This is a genomic window from Neobacillus drentensis (assembly GCF_036965425.1).
GTDB classification, from domain to species: Bacteria; Bacillota; Bacilli; order Bacillales; family Cytobacillaceae; genus Neobacillus; species Neobacillus drentensis_F.
Map to the genome: position 1 here is coordinate 1 of NZ_JBALPP010000010.1, position 22,418 is coordinate 22,418.

The 22,418-nt window shown below is 38.4% G+C and carries 19 protein-coding genes; 2 read left to right on the plus strand and 17 right to left on the minus strand.

What is annotated here, in order from left to right; translation table 11 throughout:
* Positions 1–62 precede the first annotated feature (62 nt).
* From speD to V7161_RS02335, 11 genes are all read right to left on the minus strand, one after another.
* On the minus strand, positions 63–437 hold the full coding sequence (gene speD, locus V7161_RS02285) for an adenosylmethionine decarboxylase (protein WP_223591041.1): 375 nt from the start codon (positions 435–437) through the stop codon (positions 63–65).
* A gap of 280 nt (positions 438–717) precedes the next feature.
* The gene (locus V7161_RS02290) at positions 718–1,749 is read right to left on the minus strand and encodes a glyceraldehyde-3-phosphate dehydrogenase (RefSeq protein WP_335442079.1); all 1,032 of its coding nucleotides are present in this window, start codon (positions 1,747–1,749) and stop codon (positions 718–720) included.
* A gap of 163 nt (positions 1,750–1,912) precedes the next feature.
* The gene (coaE, locus tag V7161_RS02295) at positions 1,913–2,518 is read right to left on the minus strand and encodes a dephospho-CoA kinase (protein ID WP_335442080.1); all 606 of its coding nucleotides are present in this window, start codon (positions 2,516–2,518) and stop codon (positions 1,913–1,915) included.
* Between the two features lie 21 nt (positions 2,519–2,539).
* A complete protein-coding gene (gene ytaF, locus V7161_RS02300) occupies positions 2,540–3,175 on the minus strand; it encodes a sporulation membrane protein YtaF (protein ID WP_335442081.1) in 636 nt (211 codons plus the stop codon).
* A 91-nt stretch (positions 3,176–3,266) separates the two neighbouring features.
* Positions 3,267–4,094: a DNA-formamidopyrimidine glycosylase gene (gene mutM, locus V7161_RS02305; protein ID WP_335442082.1), complete on the minus strand. Its 828-nt coding sequence runs from the start codon at positions 4,092–4,094 to the stop codon at positions 3,267–3,269.
* A gap of 16 nt (positions 4,095–4,110) precedes the next feature.
* Positions 4,111–6,750, minus strand: a complete 2,640-nt coding sequence (gene polA / locus V7161_RS02310; protein ID WP_335442083.1) for a DNA polymerase I — start codon at positions 6,748–6,750, stop codon at positions 4,111–4,113.
* A 12-nt stretch (positions 6,751–6,762) separates the two neighbouring features.
* Positions 6,763–8,172, minus strand: coding sequence for a two-component system histidine kinase PnpS (gene pnpS, locus V7161_RS02315; protein WP_335442084.1), 1,410 nt, complete (start codon positions 8,170–8,172; stop codon positions 6,763–6,765).
* Positions 8,169–8,885, minus strand: a complete 717-nt coding sequence (locus V7161_RS02320) for a response regulator transcription factor (protein ID WP_335442085.1) — start codon at positions 8,883–8,885, stop codon at positions 8,169–8,171. The genes pnpS and V7161_RS02320 overlap by 4 nt, the downstream gene beginning before the upstream one ends.
* A 236-nt stretch (positions 8,886–9,121) precedes the next feature.
* Entirely contained in the window at positions 9,122–10,327 is a 1,206-nt protein-coding gene (locus tag V7161_RS02325; protein ID WP_335442086.1) for a Ger(x)C family spore germination protein, read from the minus strand.
* Positions 10,324–11,415, minus strand: coding sequence for a spore germination protein (locus tag V7161_RS02330; protein WP_335442087.1), 1,092 nt, complete (start codon positions 11,413–11,415; stop codon positions 10,324–10,326). Before V7161_RS02330 ends, V7161_RS02325 begins: the two co-directional genes overlap by 4 nt.
* Positions 11,416–11,444: 29 nt before the next feature.
* The gene (locus V7161_RS02335) at positions 11,445–13,001 is read right to left on the minus strand and encodes a spore germination protein (protein ID WP_420491554.1); all 1,557 of its coding nucleotides are present in this window, start codon (positions 12,999–13,001) and stop codon (positions 11,445–11,447) included.
* A gap of 277 nt (positions 13,002–13,278) precedes the next feature.
* Here V7161_RS02335 and V7161_RS02340 point away from each other — a divergent pair, with 277 nt between their 5' ends.
* A complete protein-coding gene (locus V7161_RS02340; RefSeq protein WP_335442088.1) occupies positions 13,279–14,190 on the plus strand; it encodes a nuclease-related domain-containing protein in 912 nt (303 codons plus the stop codon).
* Positions 14,191–14,464: 274 nt separating this feature from the next.
* On the opposite strand, the gene V7161_RS02345 is transcribed toward V7161_RS02340, so the two are convergent.
* From V7161_RS02345 to V7161_RS02365, 5 genes are all read right to left on the minus strand, one after another.
* On the minus strand, positions 14,465–14,941 hold the full coding sequence (locus tag V7161_RS02345) for a MaoC/PaaZ C-terminal domain-containing protein (protein WP_335442089.1): 477 nt from the start codon (positions 14,939–14,941) through the stop codon (positions 14,465–14,467).
* Between the two features lie 87 nt (positions 14,942–15,028).
* A complete protein-coding gene (mdh, locus tag V7161_RS02350; RefSeq protein WP_335442090.1) occupies positions 15,029–15,967 on the minus strand; it encodes a malate dehydrogenase in 939 nt (312 codons plus the stop codon).
* 67 nt (positions 15,968–16,034) lie between these two features.
* On the minus strand, positions 16,035–17,303 hold the full coding sequence (gene icd, locus V7161_RS02355; protein ID WP_335442091.1) for an NADP-dependent isocitrate dehydrogenase: 1,269 nt from the start codon (positions 17,301–17,303) through the stop codon (positions 16,035–16,037).
* Between the two features lie 127 nt (positions 17,304–17,430).
* Positions 17,431–18,549 (minus strand): citrate synthase, encoded by a 1,119-nt coding sequence (gene citZ, locus V7161_RS02360; RefSeq protein WP_335442092.1) that lies wholly within the window; start codon positions 18,547–18,549, stop codon positions 17,431–17,433.
* Between the two features lie 268 nt (positions 18,550–18,817).
* A complete protein-coding gene (locus V7161_RS02365; protein ID WP_335442093.1) occupies positions 18,818–19,279 on the minus strand; it encodes a DUF441 domain-containing protein in 462 nt (153 codons plus the stop codon).
* A gap of 211 nt (positions 19,280–19,490) precedes the next feature.
* Between V7161_RS02365 and ytvI the strand changes: the two genes are divergently transcribed.
* The gene (gene ytvI, locus V7161_RS02370) at positions 19,491–20,606 is read left to right on the plus strand and encodes a sporulation integral membrane protein YtvI (protein ID WP_335442094.1); all 1,116 of its coding nucleotides are present in this window, start codon (positions 19,491–19,493) and stop codon (positions 20,604–20,606) included.
* Positions 20,607–20,646: 40 nt separating this feature from the next.
* Here the strand turns inward: ytvI and pyk are convergent, their stop codons facing one another.
* Positions 20,647–22,410 carry a pyruvate kinase gene (pyk, locus tag V7161_RS02375; protein WP_335442095.1) on the minus strand — a complete coding sequence of 588 codons (1,764 nt, stop codon included), beginning with the start codon at positions 22,408–22,410 and terminating at the stop codon, positions 20,647–20,649.
* Positions 22,411–22,418: the final 8 nt, after the last annotated feature.

Genomic DNA, 22,418 nt, shown 5'->3' on the forward strand with positions numbered 1-22,418 from the left:
TTTGTCTACACTCTGAGAGGTGTACTGAGTACACCTCTAACATTTTTTGTTTTATTTAAATTTTAAAGAATTCTTGCTTGTTTAACTTGAACAGGGCCCATTCCACGTGGAATTTCAATGTTCTCGCGTGTTTCAGCATTTAACGCTTCAGCAATATAATCCGCTGCAATATTTGGATTTAAATCACCGCAAGTATATACATCAATGCTTGCATAGCCGTGCTCAGGGAAGCTGTGAATGGTTAGATGTGATTCAGAAATAATGACTACCCCGCTGACACCCTGTGGAGCGAATTTATGAAAAGCTACTTCGCGAATTTCTGCACCTGACTTAAGAGCCGCTTCTACAAAGGTTTGTTCAATAAAATCAATATTATTTAGTTTTTCAAAGTCGCATCCCCATAATTCAGAGATTACGTGACGTCCCATTGTTTCCATATTCAATTCCCCCTCTAACCTTTTTCAGATCCGTTCTTGAAATTCTGTTATTGACGGTACAGAACAATTACCACGGGGGAAAGTTAGTCCAGAGAGGTCCTAACCCTTTAAGTAATTATTCACTCCCAATTTCAAGAAGTTCACGATGACTAGTATACTTTGTTTATATTTTTTTTGCAACCTATCAAAATGAAATTTTTGCAAGTATTAAATAATTCCATGTAATGATTTTCAAATTAGGTAAAATCACAACAAAAAAAGCTGTCAGTCGACAGCTTTTTTACCCAACCTTAACCTTTGGCATATTAGCAATTTCCTCTGCAACATATAATGTAAGATCGATTACCCGTGAAGAATAGCCCCATTCATTATCATACCAAGCAAGTACTTTTACTTTTCTTGTTCCCATTACCATGGTGGAAAGACCATCAATGATAGCGGAATGTTCGTTTGTATTAAAATCCACGGATACCAGCGGTTCCATTGTCAAATCTAAAATGCCTTTTAATGCATCATCAGCTGCTTCAGTAAACGCTCTATTTATATCATCAACAGTTACATCTTGTTTCAAATCAACTACTAAGTCCACTAATGACACATTTGGTGTTGGAACTCTTAGTGCCATTCCATGCAATTTCCCCTTTAACTGAGGCAACACTAGGGATAAAGCCTTCGCAGCTCCCGTTGTAGTTGGAATGATAGATTGTCCACATCCACGGGCTCTTCTTAGATCTTTATGCGGGTTATCAATATTATTTTGATCATTTGTATAGGCATGAATGGTTGTCATCAAACCGCTTTCAATTCCAAATTTATCATCTAATACCTTTGCAACAGGTGCAAGGCAGTTTGTTGTACAAGACGCATTTGAAATAATATCATGTTGTGTGATGTCGAGCATTTCATCATTAACACCCATAACAATCGTTACATCTTCATTTTTACCTGGTGCAGTTAAGATTACTTTTTTGGCTCCTGCTTGTAGATGAAGCGCAGCCTTTTCTCTATCATTAAATTTCCCTGTAGCTTCAATAACAATATCAATCCCTAGTTCTCTCCAAGGAAGTTCTTCAGGATTACGGTTACTTAACAGTTTAATTCTTTTTCCATTCACAATTAGTTCATTATCTAAAGAAATGACGTCTCCTTGGAAAGGCCCATGGTTTGTATCATATTTCAATAAATGAGCTAATGTTTCGGCCGGATAGCTTGCATTGATTGCTACAATATCAAGTTTATTTTCAAGAATCGCTTTTCTAAAAACCATCCTTCCGATTCTCCCAAATCCATTAATTGCTACTCTTGCCTTCATTGTATGACCCCTTCCACATTAATGTTATACTTTTTAGTTACCTTGATGTAATTAGTATAACATATTTAAACTTAATTGTGATGAATAAAAAGCGGATTTTTTAATGTTTTATTATTCTGACTCTTTAGGCAAAAAAAATAAGAAGGATCGGCTCCTTCTTAATCTATTTCTGCTTGATTCCCCAGCTCGATAATATTTCAATGAGCTGTTTTTTTGAATCTGCAATTGATCCATTATTGTCAATTACGGCATCGGCTAATTTGACTTTATCAGAGAGTGGCATTTGCGAATGAATTCTTGCTTCCGCATCCTCTATTGAAAGATTATTTCTCTCGATTAATCGATTTAATTGAGTTTGTTGGTCTACATAAACGAGGATGGTTTTCTCCACCAAATAAGTTTGCTTGCTTTCAAATAATAATGGAATATCTAGAACCACAACTTGTTCCTTACGATTTTTAGCATCTTCAACTTTTGAGTTCATTCTTTTCCGTACTTCCGGATGAACAATTTGATTTAATTGATTTCTTTTTTCAGCTTGGTGAAAAATAATTGAGCCCAATTTCGGCCTATCGATTTCACCATCCTCAAGTAAAATCTCCTTACCAAATTCTTCAACAATTTGATTGTAAGCAGATTCTCCCTTCATGACAGCGAGGCGTGCTTCAACGTCTGCATCGACAACTGTAATATCCATTTCCTTGAACATATTTGATACGGTACTTTTTCCACTGGCAATTCCGCCTGTTAAACCGATAATTAGTGACATGCTCTTATCCTTTCTCGTTTCTTATAATTTCCATATTCCAATTATAATTAATAAGATACCAGGAATGAATGTAAACTTTTGAATCCATTCAAATTTATGAAAAAAGGTTCCGCTTTTTATCCCAAATAGAACAAAGAGGGAACTCATTGTCGCTACGGTAAAGGATAAAATTAACGGAGAGAAACCAAGCATCGCTGCCCCAATTCCTGCTCCAAAAGAGTCAAGTGACAGGGCTAAACCAAGCATTAACGCTTCTATTCCAGTAATGGTACCGGATTGGTCAAAGTCGGCTGACATTGGTTTTTTCAAAATATTAATGGCTATTCCTAGTGAGCGTATTTCAAAATTCACTATAGTTTTTTCATGTTTAAGGACTTCTTTTTCTTTCTCAGGCCGGAAATATTGATAGAGCACCCCAGCGCCAAGAGCAATCAGAATGAAGCCTCCCAGGCTTGCGGTGATCTTCGGGGACAAAACCCTTTCAAGACCATGTCCGATTGTTATGGCAATTAATAAAGAAACCGCCGAACATGTTGCAATAATAAGAATTGATTTTAACGGCATTACCATTTTCCTCAGTCCATAGGTAAAACCTACACTAAAGCTGTCAAGGCTGAGGGCAAATGCCAGAATAAGAAGTGAGAACAACTGAACCATGACGTCTAGGACTCCTTCCTCCAAAATCACTAAGATAGTATATGGCAGGAGCCTATCCGATGTTATTCAATTATCCTCCACTCTTACAAACTTAAAGTTTTTGACAGCTTGGGCAAAAGTGGGTGCCTCTGCCTCCTACCGTTGTTTTTTCTAGGGGTGTCCCGCAACGTTTACATTCTTCGCCCTTTCGTCCGTATGCATATAGTTCGAGCTGAAACATACCAATTTCACCTTGAGAATTCACATACGATCGGATGGTGCTGCCGCCCTTTTTGACCGCCTCACTTAAGGTCCCGACAATTTCACGGTGAAGAATGGATATTTCTTTCTTGTTTAGTGTGTTGGCAATCCTTTCAGGATGGATCCCTGAACGAAAAAGGGCTTCATCCACATAGATATTTCCAAGGCCAACAAAGAGCTTCTGATCTAATAAAGCCGGTTTTATTTTACGGTTCGTTTTTTTCAATTTCTCAGCTAAATACTCTTCTGTAAACTCCTTGGAAAAGGGTTCAGGACCCAGTTCAATTAACGGCGGCTTGAGGAATTCCTCGCCTTTTTTATAAAGATGCATCGTTCCAAATTTGCGGACATCGCGGTACCTTAATTCAGTCCCATCTGTAAAATGAAAAATTACATGTGTATGCTTATCAAAAGGCTCGTCTTTAGGGTGTAGACCATATTTTCCTTCCATCCGTAAATGAGATACCATGGCGAATTGGTTCGTATACAGAATTAAAAATTTCCCTCGTCTGCCGACATCCAAAATCGTTTCACCTTTTAGAGCATCGGTAAACTGCTCCACTTCGACAGGATTCTTTATGATTTTGGGCCAGAAAACTGAAATGCTTTCGATTGTTTTATGGAGTACTAGTTTTTTTAAGGTTTTCCTGACTGTTTCTACTTCTGGAAGCTCTGGCACTTCGTTTGCCCCCTTTTTATTTCGCGTCAAACCAAGTTGGACCATAAGCATAATCGACTTTTAATGGTACTTTTAATTCGAGCGCATTTTCCATAACTAGCGGCACTAAACTTTTTAGAATTTCTATTTCCTCTTCAGGAGCCTCAAAAATTAATTCATCGTGCACCTGAAGTAATAGACGGGTTTTTAAGCCTTTATCCTTTAAGGCTTCTGCCATATCAATCATTGCTTTTTTAATAATATCTGCAGCAGTTCCCTGGATTGGTGTATTCATCGCTGTTCTCTCTGCAAAACTTCTAAGATTAAAATTACGGGCTGTTATTTCAGGAAGGTATCTTCTTCTATGCAACAATGTGGTAACATACCCCTTCTGTCTTGCTGAATGGATAATGTCATCCATGTATTCCTTTACACCAGGATAGGTTTCAAGGTAGCGCTCAATAAATTCTCCCGCTTCCTTCCTTGTGATTCCTAACGATTGAGACAAACCGTAATCGCTTATTCCATAGACAATACCAAAGTTCACTGCCTTTGCCTGCCGTCGCATATTTGAGGTTACCTCATCTTTGCCGACATGGAAGACCTCCATCGCTGTTTTAGTATGGATATCCAGGTCTTCTTTAAAGGCTTGTATCAGTTTTTCATCACCAGCAATATCAGCCAAAACACGGAGCTCAATTTGTGAATAATCGGCCGCAAAAATAACCCAGCCTGGTTCAGACGGAACAAACGCCTGTCGAATCCTGCGGCCCTCTTCAAGTCGGATTGGAATATTTTGCAGATTAGGATCGATCGAGCTTAATCGACCAGTTGCTGTTAACGTTTGTTGATATCGTGTATGTACCTTTTCAGTATTTGGATTAATAAATTTAAGCAGCCCTTCGATATAGGTTGACTGAAGCTTTCCTAATTGCCTGTAAAGCAAGATATGCTCAATAATTTCATGGTCCCCTGCTAATTTTTCTAAGACATCTGCGGATGTAGAATAGCCCGTTTTCGTTTTCTTAAATGAATAGAGACCTAGCTTTTCAAATAAAATTACACCTAGCTGTTTGGTTGAATTGATATTAAATTTTTCACCGGCTAATTCACAAATTTTCTCCTCAATATCAATTAACCGTTCATTTAGTTCCCTGCCCATCGTTTCAAGTCGCTCCCGCTCTACTTTGATACCGCAAGATTCCATATCCGCTAAAATAAGCGATAATGGCATTTCAAGCTCTGTAAACAATTCAAACTGTTCATTGCTTCTTAATTCATCTTCCAATTTTTCCTTCAAATCGGACATAGCCAGGCTTTTGCGAACAAGATGTTCCGCAAGCTTGACTGCTTCCGGAACTTTACGTTTTGCCCCTTTCCCATAAAACGATTCATCTGATTGGATATTATGTAAGTCATACCGTTTCGCAATCGCGGCAAGATCTTCGATGTTTTCAGAAGGATTTATGATATAGGAAGCCATCAAAATATCAAAATCGGCTCCTTTTAAATGGATGTCATGCCTCCTTAATGAAACCTCGGAACGTTTGACATCATAAACCGTTTTTTTCTTGCTTTCATCCTCAGCCCAATTTTTAAAAGCTTCCGAATGCAGGGCTAATTCCGTTGGCAAGTAAAATTGTCCATTTTTATTAACGATGGAAAAACCGATTATATCTGCATAATGATAATTATCATCAAGCATTTCAACGTAAAAATAATTGTTGTCTGCAAAAATCTCAGGGGTTATTTCCGACGGGATATTGACTTCAACATCCTCCAGCTCCTTCTCTTCGGTTACGGTTGTATCCTCACCAAGTTTGTCCAGTAATGAATTAAAACCTAATTCTTTAAAGAAAGGTACTAGTTTTTCACGAATAAAACCTTCGTATTGGATGCTTTCTAGATCTATTTCTACAGGTGCCTGTCTTTCAATCGTCGCAAGTTCTTTACTCATCAAGGCCTGGTCTTTAAATTCCTCGAGCTTTTCCTTCAATTTGTTCCCGCTGACTTGGTCGATCGAGTTTAACAAATTTTCTAAGGTTGTAAATTCCTTAAGCAGCTTTATCGCGGTCTTTTCTCCAACCCCCGGAACACCAGGAATATTATCGGAGGTATCACCCATTAATCCCTTCATATCAATAATTTGCTCTGGAATCAGTCCATATTTTTCTGCAACGTGGTCCGGAGTATATTCTTCAATATCGGTAATCCCTTTTCGTGTGATTCCAACAGTAGTATGAGCGGAGGAAAGCTGTGTTAAATCCTTGTCCCCTGAAATAACCTTCACTTCATAGCCATCTTTTTCCGCTGACAACGAAAGCGTTCCAATTATATCGTCCGCCTCATAATTTTCCAGTTCGTACCTCGAAATTCCATAGGCATCGAGTAATTCACGAATGAACGGAAATTGTTCCGATAATTCAGGCGGGGTTTTTTGTCTTCCGCCTTTATATTCTCCAAAGGTTTTATGGCGAAAGGTCGTTTTACCGGCATCAAAAGCAACAAGCATATGTGTCGGCTTTTCATCTTCGAGTATTTTCATAAGCATCATCGTAAAGCCGTATACCGCATTGGTGTGAATCCCCTTGTCATTATTAAGCAGCGGCAGTGCAAAAAAAGCACGATAGGCAATACTATTGCCGTCAATCAGCACAAGCTTTTTCTTCTCCAACAATTTCACCCTCTATTATTTTTTAAGTTCAATGATAAATTCGCTTCCTTCACCAAGCTCACTTCTAACACTGATTTGACCATGATGAGCTTCGATTAAATGTTTAACAATGGCAAGTCCTAGACCCGTTCCGCCCGAATTTCTGCTCCTAGCACGGTCGACCCGATAAAAGCGCTCAAAAATACGGGGAATTTCTTCTTTTTTAATTCCAACACCTGAGTCCCTCACATGTATTCGAACATTTTCACCTTGCTCAAGCAGAATAACTTTTACCTCTCCTCCAGCCGGTGTGTATGTAATGGCATTGGCAATTAAATTGATAAATACCTGTTTTAGTCTATCGATATCCCCTTTTAAGAATACTTGCTGCTGTTTACTTATAAGTTCCAGGTGAATTCCCTTTGTTCGTGCCTTTCCATTAAGGAGTGCAATAACTTCTTCAAGTAATGTATGTAAATCTAAATCCTGAATGGCCAATTGAAAGCCCTGCTGCTCTATTTTTGAAAGATCTAATAATTCCTGAATGAGCGTTTGCAGCCGGTCACTTTCTTTTAAAATAATAGAAAGGAAGGCTTCCAAAGTCTCTTTATTGTTCATCGCTCCATCAAGGAGTGTTTCCGCAAATCCTTTTATAGAAGTAACAGGAGTTTTTAATTCGTGGGAAACATTCGCCACAAAATCCTTTCGCATTTGCTCGAGCTTTTTCAGTTCGGTAATATCATGAAAAACGAGCAAAACCCCTTTCCAAACATTGTTACTTCCAATAATCGGCACACCATATACGACAAAATACTTTCGTTCAATAAATAAAGGAATTAATATTTGTTTATTAACCTTTTTCTCAGTTCGAAATACTTCTGCAATTAAACCACTAATTTCTTCTTCTTCTATGACTTCATAATAAAGTTTATTTAAGTAATCAGACGGGCTGACTTGGAAAATATCAATAAAGCCTTTATTGATTAAATTGATGTACCCGCGGCTATCAATAAAAACTAGACCGGCACCCATATTTTCAATCAATGCCTTCAAACGATCATGCTGCATTTCTTGTGTTTTCACAAGCTCTTGGAGGTTTTGAGCCAGCCTATTTATCGCTGAGCCCAGCATACCGGTTTCATCGAGCCGATCGACTCTTGTTCTCGCCCGGTAATTTCCTTTTGTCAGCTCAATCGCAACGTGGGTCGCTTCGACAATTGGCTTTGTATACCTCGACGTTATTCTTAATCCAAGAATGATGATGACAATTAAAGCAAGCCCCAGAAATAAAGAGATGCTCCACCAAATGACTATTTTTGAGTGATCATCTAGTGAGTCTAATAAATAACTTTTAAATAACTGACCAAGCAATAATCCTATACCAACTAATACAAAAATAATTAAGGTGATTAGAGCAATGATCATTCTGGACCGAAATTTCATCATTCTCCTTTTGGCTCCTCCAGTTTATAGCCAAGGCCGCGAATGGTTTTAATATAGGCTGGCTTTTTTGTGTCTTCCTCAATTTTTTCCCTTAAATGTGAGATATGGACATCCACGATTCTAGTATCGCCAGCAAAGTCATAATTCCAAACAGCACTAAGTAATTGATCACGGGTTAATACTCGTCCCTTATTTTGTGCGAGATACAGGAGCAGTTCAAATTCTTTTAAAGTTAACTCAATAAGATTCTCTTTAAAGTAGGCCTCATATTTTTCTGGATGAATCAATAAATTTCCAATCAAAATTTGTGATTCCTCTTTACCGCTTTCTTCAGAAGTATCTTGTTGAACCTGCGTTCTTCTTAAGATGGCTTTTACTCTTGCTATCACTTCTCTTGGGCTGAATGGTTTGACCATGTAATCATCTGCACCAAGCTCGAGGCCCAATATTTTATCGAGTTCATCATCTTTGGCAGTCAGCATTAAGATAGGCGTCATGATTTTTTCCTGGCGAAGCTGTTTACATACCTCCATCCCATCCAGCTTTGGAAGCATTAAATCGAGAACGATAATATCTGGCGACTCAATTTCAGCTAATTGTTTTCCTTTTTCCCCATCCATCGCTGTAATAACTTCAAACCCAGCCTGCTCCAAATTATATTGAAGCAGGGTGACTATTGACTGTTCATCATCGACTACAAGTATTTTATTTTTCATCATATCCCCCGCCTATATAAGTTAACTTCATTATAATAATAATTTATGCGTATTATCTAGTTTTACGGGCTGAACTAAATTAGTATGGCTGACGCAAAAAAAATCGTTAAAAACCTAGGTCTGGTCTTTGGTTAAAGATTTTAATTGTGATTATCTTTACAAAAACTTAACAAAGCCTAATTTGTCGATAAAGGAAAAATTAGGCTTCTTTTAATTATTATGTTATTAATGAAAAGCTAATTTGACCCACTTGTCCCATAATCCTTTACGGTTAGATTTACATTGTACTTGATAGGAATCTTACTAAAAGTATGATCCCAATCTTTTTTAACCTTCTCCCAAACTCGTGGATATTCAATTCTCAATCTGTTTCCAAACCCTGCTATGTCAACCTGATAGTTTTGTTGGGTTTTGACTAATATATTTTTAACTAAACGCTCCACTTCTTTTTCAGTCGATTTTTCCGCTTTTTTTAAAAATTCATTTTCAAAGGGTTGGCCTGAAGGAACCCAATGCTCGGCAATACTTCCTTCAGATTCGATCTTTACATCAAATGAAATGTTATTGTTTACAACCCGAGGCTGAATTTTACTTTTCATTGATTTAATCTCGTAAATAATCGGCTGACCGGTCTCTTTATCAAAGCTCTTCACAACCCCGCCTTTTCCTTTACCAGTTAGCCATACTATGCCTTCTAATTCTTTTTCATTCAAAAATCCGAGCAGTTTTTTGGTCTTACCTTTTATTACCGCCGCTCCTGCAAATTTGACTTCACTCTTCTCTGAGACCACAGTCTGTACAAGAAAACTGGATCCAGAATGCAACTTACCCATTACTTTAGCCAATGATAAGGGAGGCAAAATCTTCGTGGTTCTTTCTTGACTTTTTGTAATCTGAAAAAGGTGAAAGGCTGGAATAACGGTGGTTTCTTGCGATTCCAAAGTTTTTTTAGCGTTGTTCTTTGCGATAAGTATTAGACCGCTTAACCGCATCTCTTGTTCTCTAAGAAAAAAATCCAAAATCTGTTGCAGATTCAAAGTACGTGTAAGATCCTCTCCAATGACAATCACTTTTGAATGTTGAGCAAATGCACGTTTATCAATTTTCAATATCATTTTACGTAATATAGGAAGAATGGAATCTCCTGTTTCCGATACATTTTTGAAAGATTTTTGCTGCGGGGCACCTGTTTTTTTTCCACTCTCCGTTGTCTGGGAAGTTATTAATTGGTTTGTTATCGTAATCATCACTCTATTAGGATACCTATCCTCCTGTCCCTCTATTTCTTCACTTAAGTCTGTCTTTTTTTCTAAATCCAGTGCTGTACCTGCAACAAGACCCAATTCTTCAATTTCTTTACTACTCCAGCATCCCGAAAGCGGCAGCAGGAGCAGAAGGACTAGGGAACATTTAAGAAGCCGAAAAAAATTTCTTCGTTTCATGTTTTCCCACCCTTTATTTTCGAAATTACCAATAATAGCAACGGCAATACACCAAATAACACCAAAGCAGCATTTCCAATTAAGTCTCCAAATTTAAAAAGGTCGTTTATATTTTTAGGAATTAAAGCTATGACATAAATAATGAATAATAAACCATACAAAATTGGATTCATCTTCATTTTAAAAATTTGGGACAAACCCAGGGAAGCAGCATAATACGTGATCGTAAAGGTGGAAAATATTTGCATAATCCAAATAACTAGTAACATTGATTCAAAGCGTTCAAAAATCAATCCTTGGATTTCAAAGCTCCTTATGAGGTCAAGGGTGGGCCATGTTCTCAAAACCACTCCATCAATTGATAAAGCTCCGATGACCATAATAACGGTTATGATGTAAAAAATCATAGGAATACCAATTCCAACGAGAATAACCTTGGTGGCTTTATGCGGTTTTTGCATAAATGCTGTTAGGAGCAACATAATTTCCGGTCCTAAAAATGCTAGAACCGTTGTTTTAATACCTTTTAACACCGGAAATAGCCCTAACCCTAAGACAGGACGTAAATTATCTATCTCAAATATTTCGAATCCCATAAAGGTTACAAGCAAAAAGATAACTACTGTGATTGGAAAAATGATTTCAAACAGACGGGCAATCGGGTTTATACCGTCCAAAACCAAATAGAGTCCCACCCACATAAACGGCATGATGATGGCCCAGATCGGGGTGCCTTCCAGCAAAAAAAAACCGGTTACCTCAGCCAGCGTTCTAACTTCATAGGCGGCAAGGGTAAAGAAGTAACCTACTATTAGCAAGCTGAGCAGGCCTCCTAACCATTTTCCCACCAACACTTGACTGTATTGATAGATGGTCTTTTCAGGAAATTGCTGGCTTAATTTGACCATGATTATACCTGCAATTATTGCGATCAAACCGCCAATGATGACTGACAACCAGACATCAGGTGTTTTCACCTTTTCTACAGAAGTTCGTGGAAGGGTGAGGATTCCAGCTGCAAGAATATAATTGATCAGGACAATTACTGCTTGAGGCGTTGTAATACGGTCCTTATGACTTACTTTCATCGCTGGTTCATCCCCTTTTTTAAAGTCAGCTACCCTTTACGAATGGAATCTTTTGTGTCTAGCATTTTCGGACGGCGTTTCATCATAAATAGCGGCATTCTTAAGATAAAATCTTTCCAGTCACTTATTCGATAAGGAACGGCTGGACTGACATATGGTACTCCAAAGCTTTTCAATTTCACCAAGTGACTGCAAAGTATGAGGAAAAACAAAATAATTCCATACAAACCAAACATTGCAGCACAGAACATCGCCACAAAACGAAGAATTCTTAACGTGATCCCGGCACTATATTGTGGGATTGCAAAGGAGGAGATGGCGGTTAAGGACACCACAATTACCATAATGGGACTTATAATCCCAGCTTGTACTGCTGCTTCCCCAATGATTAATCCCCCGACAATCCCCATTGCAGGTCCAATCGGTTTTGGCAAGCGGAGACCTGCTTCCCGCAATATTTCAATCGATATTTCCATAATTAGTGCCTCTATCAACGCTGGAAAAGGGACGCCTTCCCTTGATGAAATAATAGACAATGCTAACTTGGTCGGTATTAATCCTGGATGAAACGAGATGAAAGCAATATACATCGAAGGTGCAAAAAGAGATAAAAAGGCAGCTAAAAAGCGTAAGAGGCGGATTAGTGAGCCAGGAATCCAGCGTTCATAATAGTCCTCTGGTGATTGTAGCAGCATGCTAAAGGTTACTGGGACAATCAAAGCAAAAGGTGATCCATCTAATAAAATTGCGATTCTCCCTTCCATCAAAGCACTGAAAACCCTGTCTGGACGCTCCGTATTCTGTACCTGAGGAAATGGGCTGAGGTAATTATCCTCGATTAACTGCTCCACATAGCCTGATTCAGGCAGATCATCGATATTAATTGTCTTAATTCTTTTTATAACCTCGTCCACCAATGCTGGGTCTGCAATGTCATTTATAAAAGCAATAACAAGTTCCTTTTTAGATCTTTCACCAACTTGAATTTGAATAATAGATAAATTGTGATTACATCCTTGCTGTCGTAAAATGGCCGTATTATCGCTTAACGTTTCTGTAAACCCAATCCTTGGTCCTCGAACTAAAGCCTCTGAAACAGGTTCTTCGATATTGCGCGCTTTTTCTTTTGTCGTGCCGAGAATGATGATTTCCCGTATGCCATCGACTAAAAGTGCTGTATTACCTGTTAATATTTTAGATACCGTATCATGCAAATTATTAACTTCTGTTAAGTCACTAATAGAAAGAGCTTGATTAGTAATAAATTCTTTTAGACTGACTTCACGGTGTTCATGTCTTTCTGAAAAATTGACCATAAGTGATTTTAAAATGTATTTATTGATGAGCTCTTTGTCTGTTAGCCCATAAAGGAAAATAATGGCCGCTCGAATTCCTGTGTTTCCTAAATAAAACTCGCGAAATCCCACATCAGAGTTATGACCGAGTTCTTTCCTGATTTGGTCTAAATCAATAGTGATATTACCTGAAAATGGAACTGCAGCAGTCTCGGGCTGCTTTTCAATTTGCCTGGTCTGTTGTTGCTGTTTGGACAGCTTTATCTCGATCTTCCGTCGTTTCAATTTAATACCTCTCCTTAGAAGAACGTATCCATCTAAACAATCGTGAAGTTGTAAATGGGATAAGGAAGGTAATGAAGGCTTGAATAAAAACTTTCCAGTCAGGAAGATAATCGACTAAAGCTTTCCACATACTCACCATTTCCTTCCATGATTTGTTTTTATCTTTCCTATTATTTGAGAAAATAATCCAAGTAGAAAAGTTAACAAATTAGTCGTTTTTGTCGCTCGGTCGCAGATATATTTTTTTGTAAAATTAAGGTTGAAACTAGAAAGGAAGTGGATTGTGGCTTTTAAATCTCGCATTGAATCAAAGGAGTTAAAAATATTAAGAATTTTAAACACACGAATGGAATTAACCGCAGATGAAAAAAAGCACTATTTCAACCTTAAGAAAGGCTATGAAGGGGAAGTTCAGTTTGATTTATTAACAGAGCAGCTCCAGAATGAATGCTATATTTTAAATGATTTGCTGCTTAAGGCAGGTAATACTAGTTTCCAAAATGATACAGTAATGCTTTTTCAAGAAACACTCCATCTATTTGTGGTAAAAAATTATGAATACGATCTTATTTTCAAAACTAACAGGTTGGAATCATTTTCTGGGAAGGAATATCAGAATCCACTAGATCAGCTGAATAAGAATACTTTACTGCTTCGTCAATTACTCCAAAATATGGGATATAATATCCCCATTAAGGGCTACGTTGTATTTATCAACCCCGAGTTCACCTTATATCAATCACCTCCTAACGAGCCTATTATTCATCCAACACAATTAAAAAAGTTCATGAAAAAATTAAATTCCCAGCCGTCAAAACTATCTAACAAGCATAAAATGCTGGCGGAGAAACTGGTTTCTTTGCATCAGGTTGAATCCCCGTATACAGTGCTGCCCGCATATTCTTTTGAAAAAATGCGGAAGGGGCTTACTTGTGGAATTTGCAATTCATTTAAGGTTTCAATTTCAGTTTCAGGCGGGAAAATGGCCTGTCATGATTGTGGATCCGAGGAAGAGGTTGAAACTGCGATTTTACGGTTTGTCGAGGAAATAAAACTTTTGTTTCCGGTTAAAAGAATTACAACGAATTGTGTTTTTGAGTGGTGTGGGGGAGGAGTTTCAAAGAAGGTAATTAGGCGAATACTCAAGAGGAATTTTAAGGCTTTGGGTGAGAAAAAAGATCGTTACTTTGAGTAAATATAAAATTTTTTGATAAAGTTGTGATTGTTAAGCTGTAATTATTGTACATTCATTGCCCGTAAGATCTCTTTCTAAAGGGATACGGGCAATGAACTGCTTTTTTCATTTACCTTGTGGAACTCTTTTCACCGGTTGCGGGCAATGAACTCCTCTTTCATTTACCGTGAAGACCCTTTTTCACCGGTCGCGGGCAATGAATTGCTCTTTCATTTCCCTTGACGACCCTTTTTCACCAGTTGCGGGCAATGAATATATAACAAGTAATTATTTCTTAAAAATTATCCAACGCCGTCCCATGAATTTCCTGCAACCGATGTGGTGGGCATACTTTCACCGTGCCATTTATGACGGTTTCATTTTTTTCGTTGACAGCTGCCACCTGAATTAAAACAGTATGGTCATCACTGTCCACATTAATAATCTCGAATAAAAACTCGACGGTTCCGTAATGATAAACAGGCTTTGGGAACTCAAGATTTTGGCCTAAAATATGGCTCCCCGGCCCCGGTAAATATTTTGAAATGGCCGAAGTAATCATGCCAGTCAGCATAATACTTGGTACAATTGGTTTTTCAAATGGTGTTTGCGATGCGTAGTCATGTTGAATATAAAGCGGGTTGGCATCATCTGTTAAGCCTAAATAGAGAAGCAGATCTTTATCCTCAATCTTCTCAGTTAAAGTTAACTTTTCCCCAACGGTTATTTCTTCAATTCTTCTCCCTAGTTTTCTTTTTTTTCCTAACAGCATCTAAAAAACACGCCCCTTTGTAAGCGATTGCAAAAAAATATAGAGAAAATTCGGGGTCCCCATAACCCCGAATTTAAAAACAATCTATTAAGCTAATACGTTCATTACGTTGCGAACAGAATCAACAGATTTGTCTAATGCTGCTTTCTCGTCTGCAGTTAACTCAAGCTCGATTATCTTTTCAATACCGTTAGCTCCTAGGATCGTTGGAACACCAAGGTAAATTCCATCGTAACCATATTCGCCTTCAAGGTAAGCGATTGAAGGAAGAACGCGGCGTTGGTCTTTAAGAATCGCTTCACACATTTCCACTAAGGAGGCTGCTGGAGCATAGTAAGCGCTTCCGTTTCCAAGAAGGTTTACGATTTCGCCGCCGCCTTTGCGAGTGCGCTCAACGATTGAGTCAAGACGATCTTTCGGAATTAAAGTTTCGAGCGGGATGCCGCCTGCATAAGAGTAACGAACAAGAGGAACCATGTCGTCACCATGTCCGCCTAAAACGAAGCCGGTAATATCTTTTACGGAAAGGTTTAATTCTTGTGATATAAATGTACGGAAGCGAGCTGTGTCAAGAACACCTGATTGACCGATTACACGGTTCTTAGGGAAGCCAGATTCTTTGAAAACGGTATACGTCATGGCATCAACCGGGTTTGTTAATACAAGAATTGTGCAGTTTGGAGAGTACTTTGCAATCTCCTGTGTTACACTTTTCATGACTTTTTGGTTGGTTTGGACTAAATCGTCACGGCTCATGCCGGGTTTACGGGCAATCCCTGCTGTGATAACAACGATATCAGAATCCTTTGTATCTTCATAGTTGGAAGTACCTGTGATATTTGCATCAAAGCCTTGAACTGGACTAGCTTCAAGCATATCTAATGCTTTACCTTTTGTTGGGTTTTCCATTTGCGGGATATCAACTAAAACAACGTCAGCAAGTTCTTTTTGTGCAAGTAAAAATGCAGTAGTTGCACCAGTAAATCCGCCACCGATTACAGAAACCTTTTTACGCTTTAATGACATATTAGCTCTCCCCTTTTTCCGTTAAAAAATTTAATCAAAGGGCTGTTAAAAACAGCCCTTTAAAATATTACTCCATGTTTTTGATTAGCTCATTAGCAAACTCAGAAGTTTTCACTTCAGTTGCACCGTCCATTAAGCGGGCAAAGTCATAAGTTACAACTTTGGATGCAATGGTTTTTTCTACTGATTTAATGACCATTGTAGCCGCTTCGTTCCAGCCCAAGTGCTCAAGCAATAATACACCAGATAAAATAACTGATGAAGGATTTACTTTATCAAGGCCTGCGTATTTTGGAGCAGTACCGTGAGTTGCTTCAAAAATGGCATGTCCTGTTTCATAGTTGATGTTAGCTCCAGGAGCAATACCGATTCCACCAACTTGTGCTGCAAGAGCATCAGAAATGAAGTCACCGTTTAGGTTCATTGTTGCAACAACATCGAACTCACGAGGACGAGTTAGGATTTGTTGTAAGAAGATATCAGCAATCGCATCTTTAACAATGATTTTGCCTGCAGCTTCAGCATCAGCTTGCGCCTTGTTAGCTGCATCTGAACCTTGCTCAGCTTTAATGCGATCATATTGAGCCCATGTAAATACCTTATCGCCGAATTCTTTTTCAGCTAGCTCATAACCCCAGTTTTTAAACGCGCCTTCAGTGAATTTCATGATATTGCCTTTATGCACGAGTGTAACGGATTTACGGCCTTCTTTAATAGCATAGTTAATAGCAGCACGAACAAGGCGAGATGTACCTTGTTCAGAAACAGGTTTAATACCGATACCAGAAGTTTCTGGGAATCTGATTTTATTTACACCCATTTCGTTTTGAAGGAAATCGATTACCTTTTTAACTGCTTCAGTTCCTTTTTCATACTCGATACCAGCATAAATATCTTCTGTGTTTTCACGGAAGATTACCATATCCGTATCTTGTGGACGCTTAACTGGAGAAGGAACGCCTTCAAACCATCTTACAGGACGTAAGCACACAAACAAATCAAGCTCTTGACGTAAAGCAACGTTTAACGAACGAATGCCTCCGCCAACTGGAGTTGTAAGTGGTCCTTTGATAGCAATTAGGTATTCATTAATTAAATCTAAAGTTTCTTGTGGAAGCCATTCGCCAGTTTGATTGAATGCTTTTTCTCCAGCTAGAACTTCTTTCCATACCAATTTGCGCTCGCCTTTATAGGCTTTTTCTACAGCTGCATTTAAAACTCTTTCGGAAGCAGCCCAGATATCAGGACCAATACCGTCTCCCTCAATAAATGGGATAATTGGATTGTTTGGTACATTTAATACTCCATTTGTTACCGTAATTTTTTCGCCTTGCATAGATGTTCTCCCTCCTATTATGTATGAAAACTAAAAATGTTGGACTGAATCAAAGGTTAGAGAACCAAGGTCCCTAACCTTTTCATACTCTCCTATTTTACAACAATTTTTAAAAAAATGAAAAATATTATCCTCTTTGTTCAATTGGAATATATTTCTGCATTCCAGGACCTGTGTATTCAGCACGAGGACGGATAAGTCGATTGTTTTCATATTGCTCTAAAATGTGTGCAAGCCAGCCTGAAACACGACTAACGGCAAAGATTGGTGTCATTAAGTCATGATCAATTCCTAAGCTGTGATATACAGATGCAGAATAGAAGTCAACGTTAGGCGGAAGTTTCTTTTCCCCAGTAACGATGCCTTCAATTTTAACAGACATATCGTACCAATGAGGTTCGCCTGTTAACTCTGTTAATTTCTTTGACATTTCTTTTAAGTGCTTGGCACGTGGATCGCCTTGACGATATACTCTATGGCCAAAGCCCATGATCTTTTCTTTGTTTTCAAGCTTACCACGTACATATGGCTCAACATTTTCCAATGTCCCGATTTCTGTAAGCATTTTCATTACGGCTTCATTCGCGCCACCGTGAAGAGGGCCTTTTAAAGCACCAATGGCTGCGGTTACACCTGAATAAACGTCCGATAATGTAGCAACACATACACGAGCTGTGAATGTAGATGCGTTTAATTCATGGTCAGCATGTAATACCAATGCTTTGTCAATTGCTTCTACCGCAATTGCCTCTGGTACATTGCCTGTTAACATATAAAGGAAATTTGCAGCAAAGCTTAAATCTTGTCTTGGAGCGATTGGGTCAAGACCCTTTCGAACGCGGGCAAACGTAGTTACAATTGCTGGCATTTTTGCTTGAAGGCGGACAGCTTTTCGATAATTCGCTTCTGTGTCCATAACATCTGCTTCCTCATCGTATAAGCCTAATAAAGATACCGCTGAACGAAGTGCTGCCATTGGATGTACTTTTTGAATTGGGTACATTTTAAAATGCTCGATAACTTCTTTTGGAAGTGCAGCGTTTTCAGCAAGCTGCTGCTTTAATTCAGCCAATTGTTCGGCATTAGGAAGCTTGCGGTGCCATAATAAATAAATAACTTCTTCAAAGCTAGCATTTTTAGCTAAATCATCAATGTCATAGCCAACATATGTTAGCGTGTCATCAATAATTGAACTAATGGAGGAAGTTGTTGCCACTACCCCTTCAAGACCACGTGTTACTGACATAGTTAATCTCTCCTTCACATAATAATTTTCCCCATTACCCATTTTGTTAACAAAAAAATTTCATTGAGCGACTGCTCAGGATAAGAAATAAAAAAATTGAATGCCTTTTCATTCACATTGGTAAAAATTTTTTTTACAAGTAATACAGTATACATATATGATTTATGTAAAAAAGGTGACGCTTACAAGCCTATTATAAACAATTATCAGAACTTTGTGAATGAAAAGGGCCTGAATTTGTTAAAAAAAATATTATTTCACAAAAAATCTAAGTAAAAAAACTAAAGATTTTCATGGAGGCATAGGCAATCCCAGCGCCAATCAACGGGCCAACCGCCACACCTTTAAAGATGGATACAGAAAGAATAGTTCCTAAAACCAAGGCTGTTGTAATCTGTGGATCATTTGCTAATAAGGTTACGCCGCCTTTCGCCAGTAATGCCACGAGCATCCCTGAGACAAGTGCAATCCATGCATAAGGAGTTTTAAAGGCGCCTGTTAAGTCCCGAAAGCCAATTTCACCCGTTGCAATCGGTGCTAGTACAGCGATGGTAATCACGGTAACTCCCCAATTAATCCCCTTCGCTTGCAGAAACGAGAAGGATTTAGTATCCATGCCGATTAGCTTTAAAAAGAGCAGGACTGCTATAGCCATCATTAATGAACTATTTTTAGCAAGAAATCCAATGATCAATAATAAAATGAGGAATAAAACAGGCTGGCTTATCATTTTGTCACATCATTTCTACATACAAATTATTGTACCATAACATTTAAAAAAGGTCAGAATTCTGAATTGATAGGGTATTTTTGTTCTCTAATATTTTGAAACTTTTATTCATTACTTTCGTATTAATGCTTAGGATTTGGAAAATTATACACAAACGCTTATAAAATGGTAAACTAAAACCAATATTCCGTATTGAATAGGAGGTCTACGCTTGAATCCTAAATACATATATCAAACGTTAAGATTTTTACTTGTCATTGGTGTTGTCGTTTTAGCACTCTTTTCTTTTTATTTTGTTTCAAAGGTTGCATATCCTTTTATTATCGGCCTTATAATCGCTCTTATGATTAACCCGCTTGTCAATATTTTTGAAAAAAAGGCAAAAATGCCGCGGGTACTTTCAGTTTTCCTTGCCCTTATTATTATATTTGCCTTATTTGCCGGGTTAATTACACTATTAGTAGCTGAGATTGTATCAGGTGCCACTTATTTAGCTAAGGTGGTACCAGAACATCTTGATACACTCATTAATTATCTTGAGGATTATTTTACAGGCCAAATTCTCCCGCTTTACAATCAATTAACGAGTGTATTTAATAAGCTTGAAACCGGACAGCAGGATACAATCATTTCCAACATCCAAAATGTTGGGCAGAAAATCGGTTCTACTGTTGGATCATTTATTCAAAATTTATTTTTAAAAATTCCAAATATCATTTCATGGTTTCCAAATGTGGCAACCGTGCTCATTTTTTCGCTTTTGGCTACTTTCTTTATCAGCAAAGATTGGTATCGTTTATCGGCCATGGGAGGAAGACTTTTACCTGAAAAAGCAAAAAGGAGCGGTAGAACCGTTTTCGTTGACTTAAAGAGGGCCTTATTTGGCTTTATTAAAGCACAATTGACACTTATCTCCATTACAACAGTTATTATTCTAATTGGTCTTCTTGTCTTAAGGGTTGATTATGCGATTACGATTGCTTTGGTTACAGGAATTGTTGACATCATCCCATACCTTGGAACAGGTGCAGTATTTGTTCCGTGGATTATTTATGAAGCAATCGGCGGTGATATGGGGATTGCAATTGGACTTGGCGTCCTCTATATCATCGTCTTAGTTCAAAGGCAAATCATGGAGCCGAAAATTCTTTCTTCCAGTATTGGCCTCGACCCATTAGCCACTTTAATTGCACTTTTTGTTGGTTTTAAATTAATTGGTTTTTTAGGCTTGATTGTCGGGCCGGTTACCCTAGTTATCATTAGCACGCTATATCGAGCCAATGTCTTTCATGATGTTTGGTCCTTTATAAAAGGAAAGCAAGTATAGCATAAAAAAGTCAGCTCCAATCAGGAAGCTGACTTTTTTATTATAAGACGCTTGCATGCCCGTTATAAATAACTCCTCTTGTTGCATCGACGGTTATTTCTTGGCCATCCTTCAATAATTCCATCACATTGTCTACGCCCACTATTACTGGGATGCCTAGGTTTAATCCAACCACTGCAGCATGGCTTGTTAATCCGCCTTCTTGGGTAATGAGAGCGGCACATTTTTCAATCGCAGGAACCATATCACGATCTGAACCAATTGTCACAAGAATAGAGCCCGGCTTTACTTTTTCTAAAGCTTCCTGTGCATTATGAGCTATAACCACTTTACCGAATGCAGACTTTCGGCCAATTCCTTGAGCTTTTGTGATAATATCGCCAACAACATGAATTTTCATCAGATTCGTGGTTCCAGCTTCACCGACTGGTACACCTGCAGTAATGACTACTAAATCACCACTCTTAACGATCCCGCTGTTTAAACTTTCTTGAACAGCAATATCAAGCATTTCATCAGTTGTTGCGCACATTGTTCCAACACGCGGATATACACCCCAAACAAGAGATAAACGGCGGGAAACAGAATCATTAGCAGCTACCGCAACAATTGGAGCTTTGGGACGATATTTAGAAATCATTCTTGCAGTATGTCCGCTTTCTGTCGGAGTAATAATCGCATTTACATCTAAATTTAATGCTGTATGAGCCACAGACTGGCCAATGGCATCGGTAAGATTGTGTTCAGTATCTTTACTGCGGCTTGAGAGAATTTCTTTATGATCCAAAGCCTGTTCTGCTCTAGAAGCAATATTGTGCATGGTTTGAACTGCTTCCACCGGATAAAGTCCTGCAGCAGTTTCTCCCGATAGCATAATGGCATCTGTTCCATCAAAAATAGCATTAGCTACATCGCTTGCTTCCGCTCTTGTTGGTCTTGGATTTCGCTGCATTGAGTCGAGCATTTGTGTAGCTGTAATGACAGGCTTTCCTTGAGCATTACATTTCTTTATAAGCATTTTTTGAACAAGCGGTACCTCTTCTGCTGGAATTTCGACGCCAAGGTCTCCACGGGCTACCATCAAACCGTCAGAAATCTCTAGAATTTCATCGATATTATCGACGCCCTCATGGTTTTCAATCTTAGGGATAATATGAATATGTGCAGCATTATTCTCTTCTAACAGCTGACGGATCTCTAACACGTCTTTAGACGTACGAACAAATGAAGCGGCAATAAAATCAATCCCTTGTTCGATTCCAAAAAGGATATCTTGTCGATCCTTTTCTGTAATGCCCGGCAGTTTAACCGACACACCCGGAACATTGACACCTTTTTTATTTTTTAATGTGCCGCTGTTTAAAATTTTAGTATGAATTTCATTTTCGGCTTTATCTATTTTGATAACTTCAAGTCCAATCAATCCATCATCTAGCAGGATTTTTGAACCGATATGCACATCTTCTATCAGGCCAGGATATGTAATAGAGAATTTTTCAACTGTTCCTTCGACTTCTGTCATTGAAACAACAATATTTTCTCCGGCCTTTAACTCAATCGCGCCGTTTACCATATTGTTTGTCCGAATTTCCGGGCCTTTTGTATCAAGTAAAATGGCAACGGTTTTTCCAGTCAGCTCTGCTGCTTCGCGGATATTTCGAATCCGTCCGCCATGTTCTTCGAAATTCCCATGGGAGAAATTCAACCGGGCCACATTCATTCCTGAATTTATTAATTGGGTTAATTTTTCAACACTTTCACTTGCAGGACCAATCGTACAAACGATTTTTGTTTTACGTAACATCCTTGTTA

Coding starts and splice junctions, on each gene's coding strand:
- speD (WP_223591041.1), bottom strand. CDS start 437: ATGGAAACAATGGGACGTCACGTAATCTCTGAATTATGGGGATGCGAC.
- V7161_RS02290 (WP_335442079.1), bottom strand. CDS start 1,749: ATGAAGGCAAGAGTAGCAATTAATGGATTTGGGAGAATCGGAAGGATG.
- coaE (WP_335442080.1), bottom strand. CDS start 2,518: ATGTCACTAATTATCGGTTTAACAGGCGGAATTGCCAGTGGAAAAAGT.
- ytaF (WP_335442081.1), bottom strand. CDS start 3,175: ATGGTTCAGTTGTTCTCACTTCTTATTCTGGCATTTGCCCTCAGCCTT.
- pnpS (WP_335442084.1), bottom strand. CDS start 8,172: ATGATGAAATTTCGGTCCAGAATGATCATTGCTCTAATCACCTTAATT.
- V7161_RS02320 (WP_335442085.1), bottom strand. CDS start 8,885: ATGAAAAATAAAATACTTGTAGTCGATGATGAACAGTCAATAGTCACC.
- V7161_RS02325 (WP_335442086.1), bottom strand. CDS start 10,327: ATGAAACGAAGAAATTTTTTTCGGCTTCTTAAATGTTCCCTAGTCCTT.
- V7161_RS02330 (WP_335442087.1), bottom strand. CDS start 11,415: ATGAAAGTAAGTCATAAGGACCGTATTACAACGCCTCAAGCAGTAATT.
- V7161_RS02345 (WP_335442089.1), bottom strand. CDS start 14,941: ATGCTGTTAGGAAAAAAAAGAAAACTAGGGAGAAGAATTGAAGAAATA.
- mdh (WP_335442090.1), bottom strand. CDS start 15,967: ATGTCATTAAAGCGTAAAAAGGTTTCTGTAATCGGTGGCGGATTTACT.
- icd (WP_335442091.1), bottom strand. CDS start 17,303: ATGCAAGGCGAAAAAATTACGGTAACAAATGGAGTATTAAATGTACCA.
- citZ (WP_335442092.1), bottom strand. CDS start 18,549: ATGTCAGTAACACGTGGTCTTGAAGGGGTAGTGGCAACAACTTCCTCC.
- V7161_RS02365 (WP_335442093.1), bottom strand. CDS start 19,279: ATGATAAGCCAGCCTGTTTTATTCCTCATTTTATTATTGATCATTGGA.
- pyk (WP_335442095.1), bottom strand. CDS start 22,410: ATGTTACGTAAAACAAAAATCGTTTGTACGATTGGTCCTGCAAGTGAA.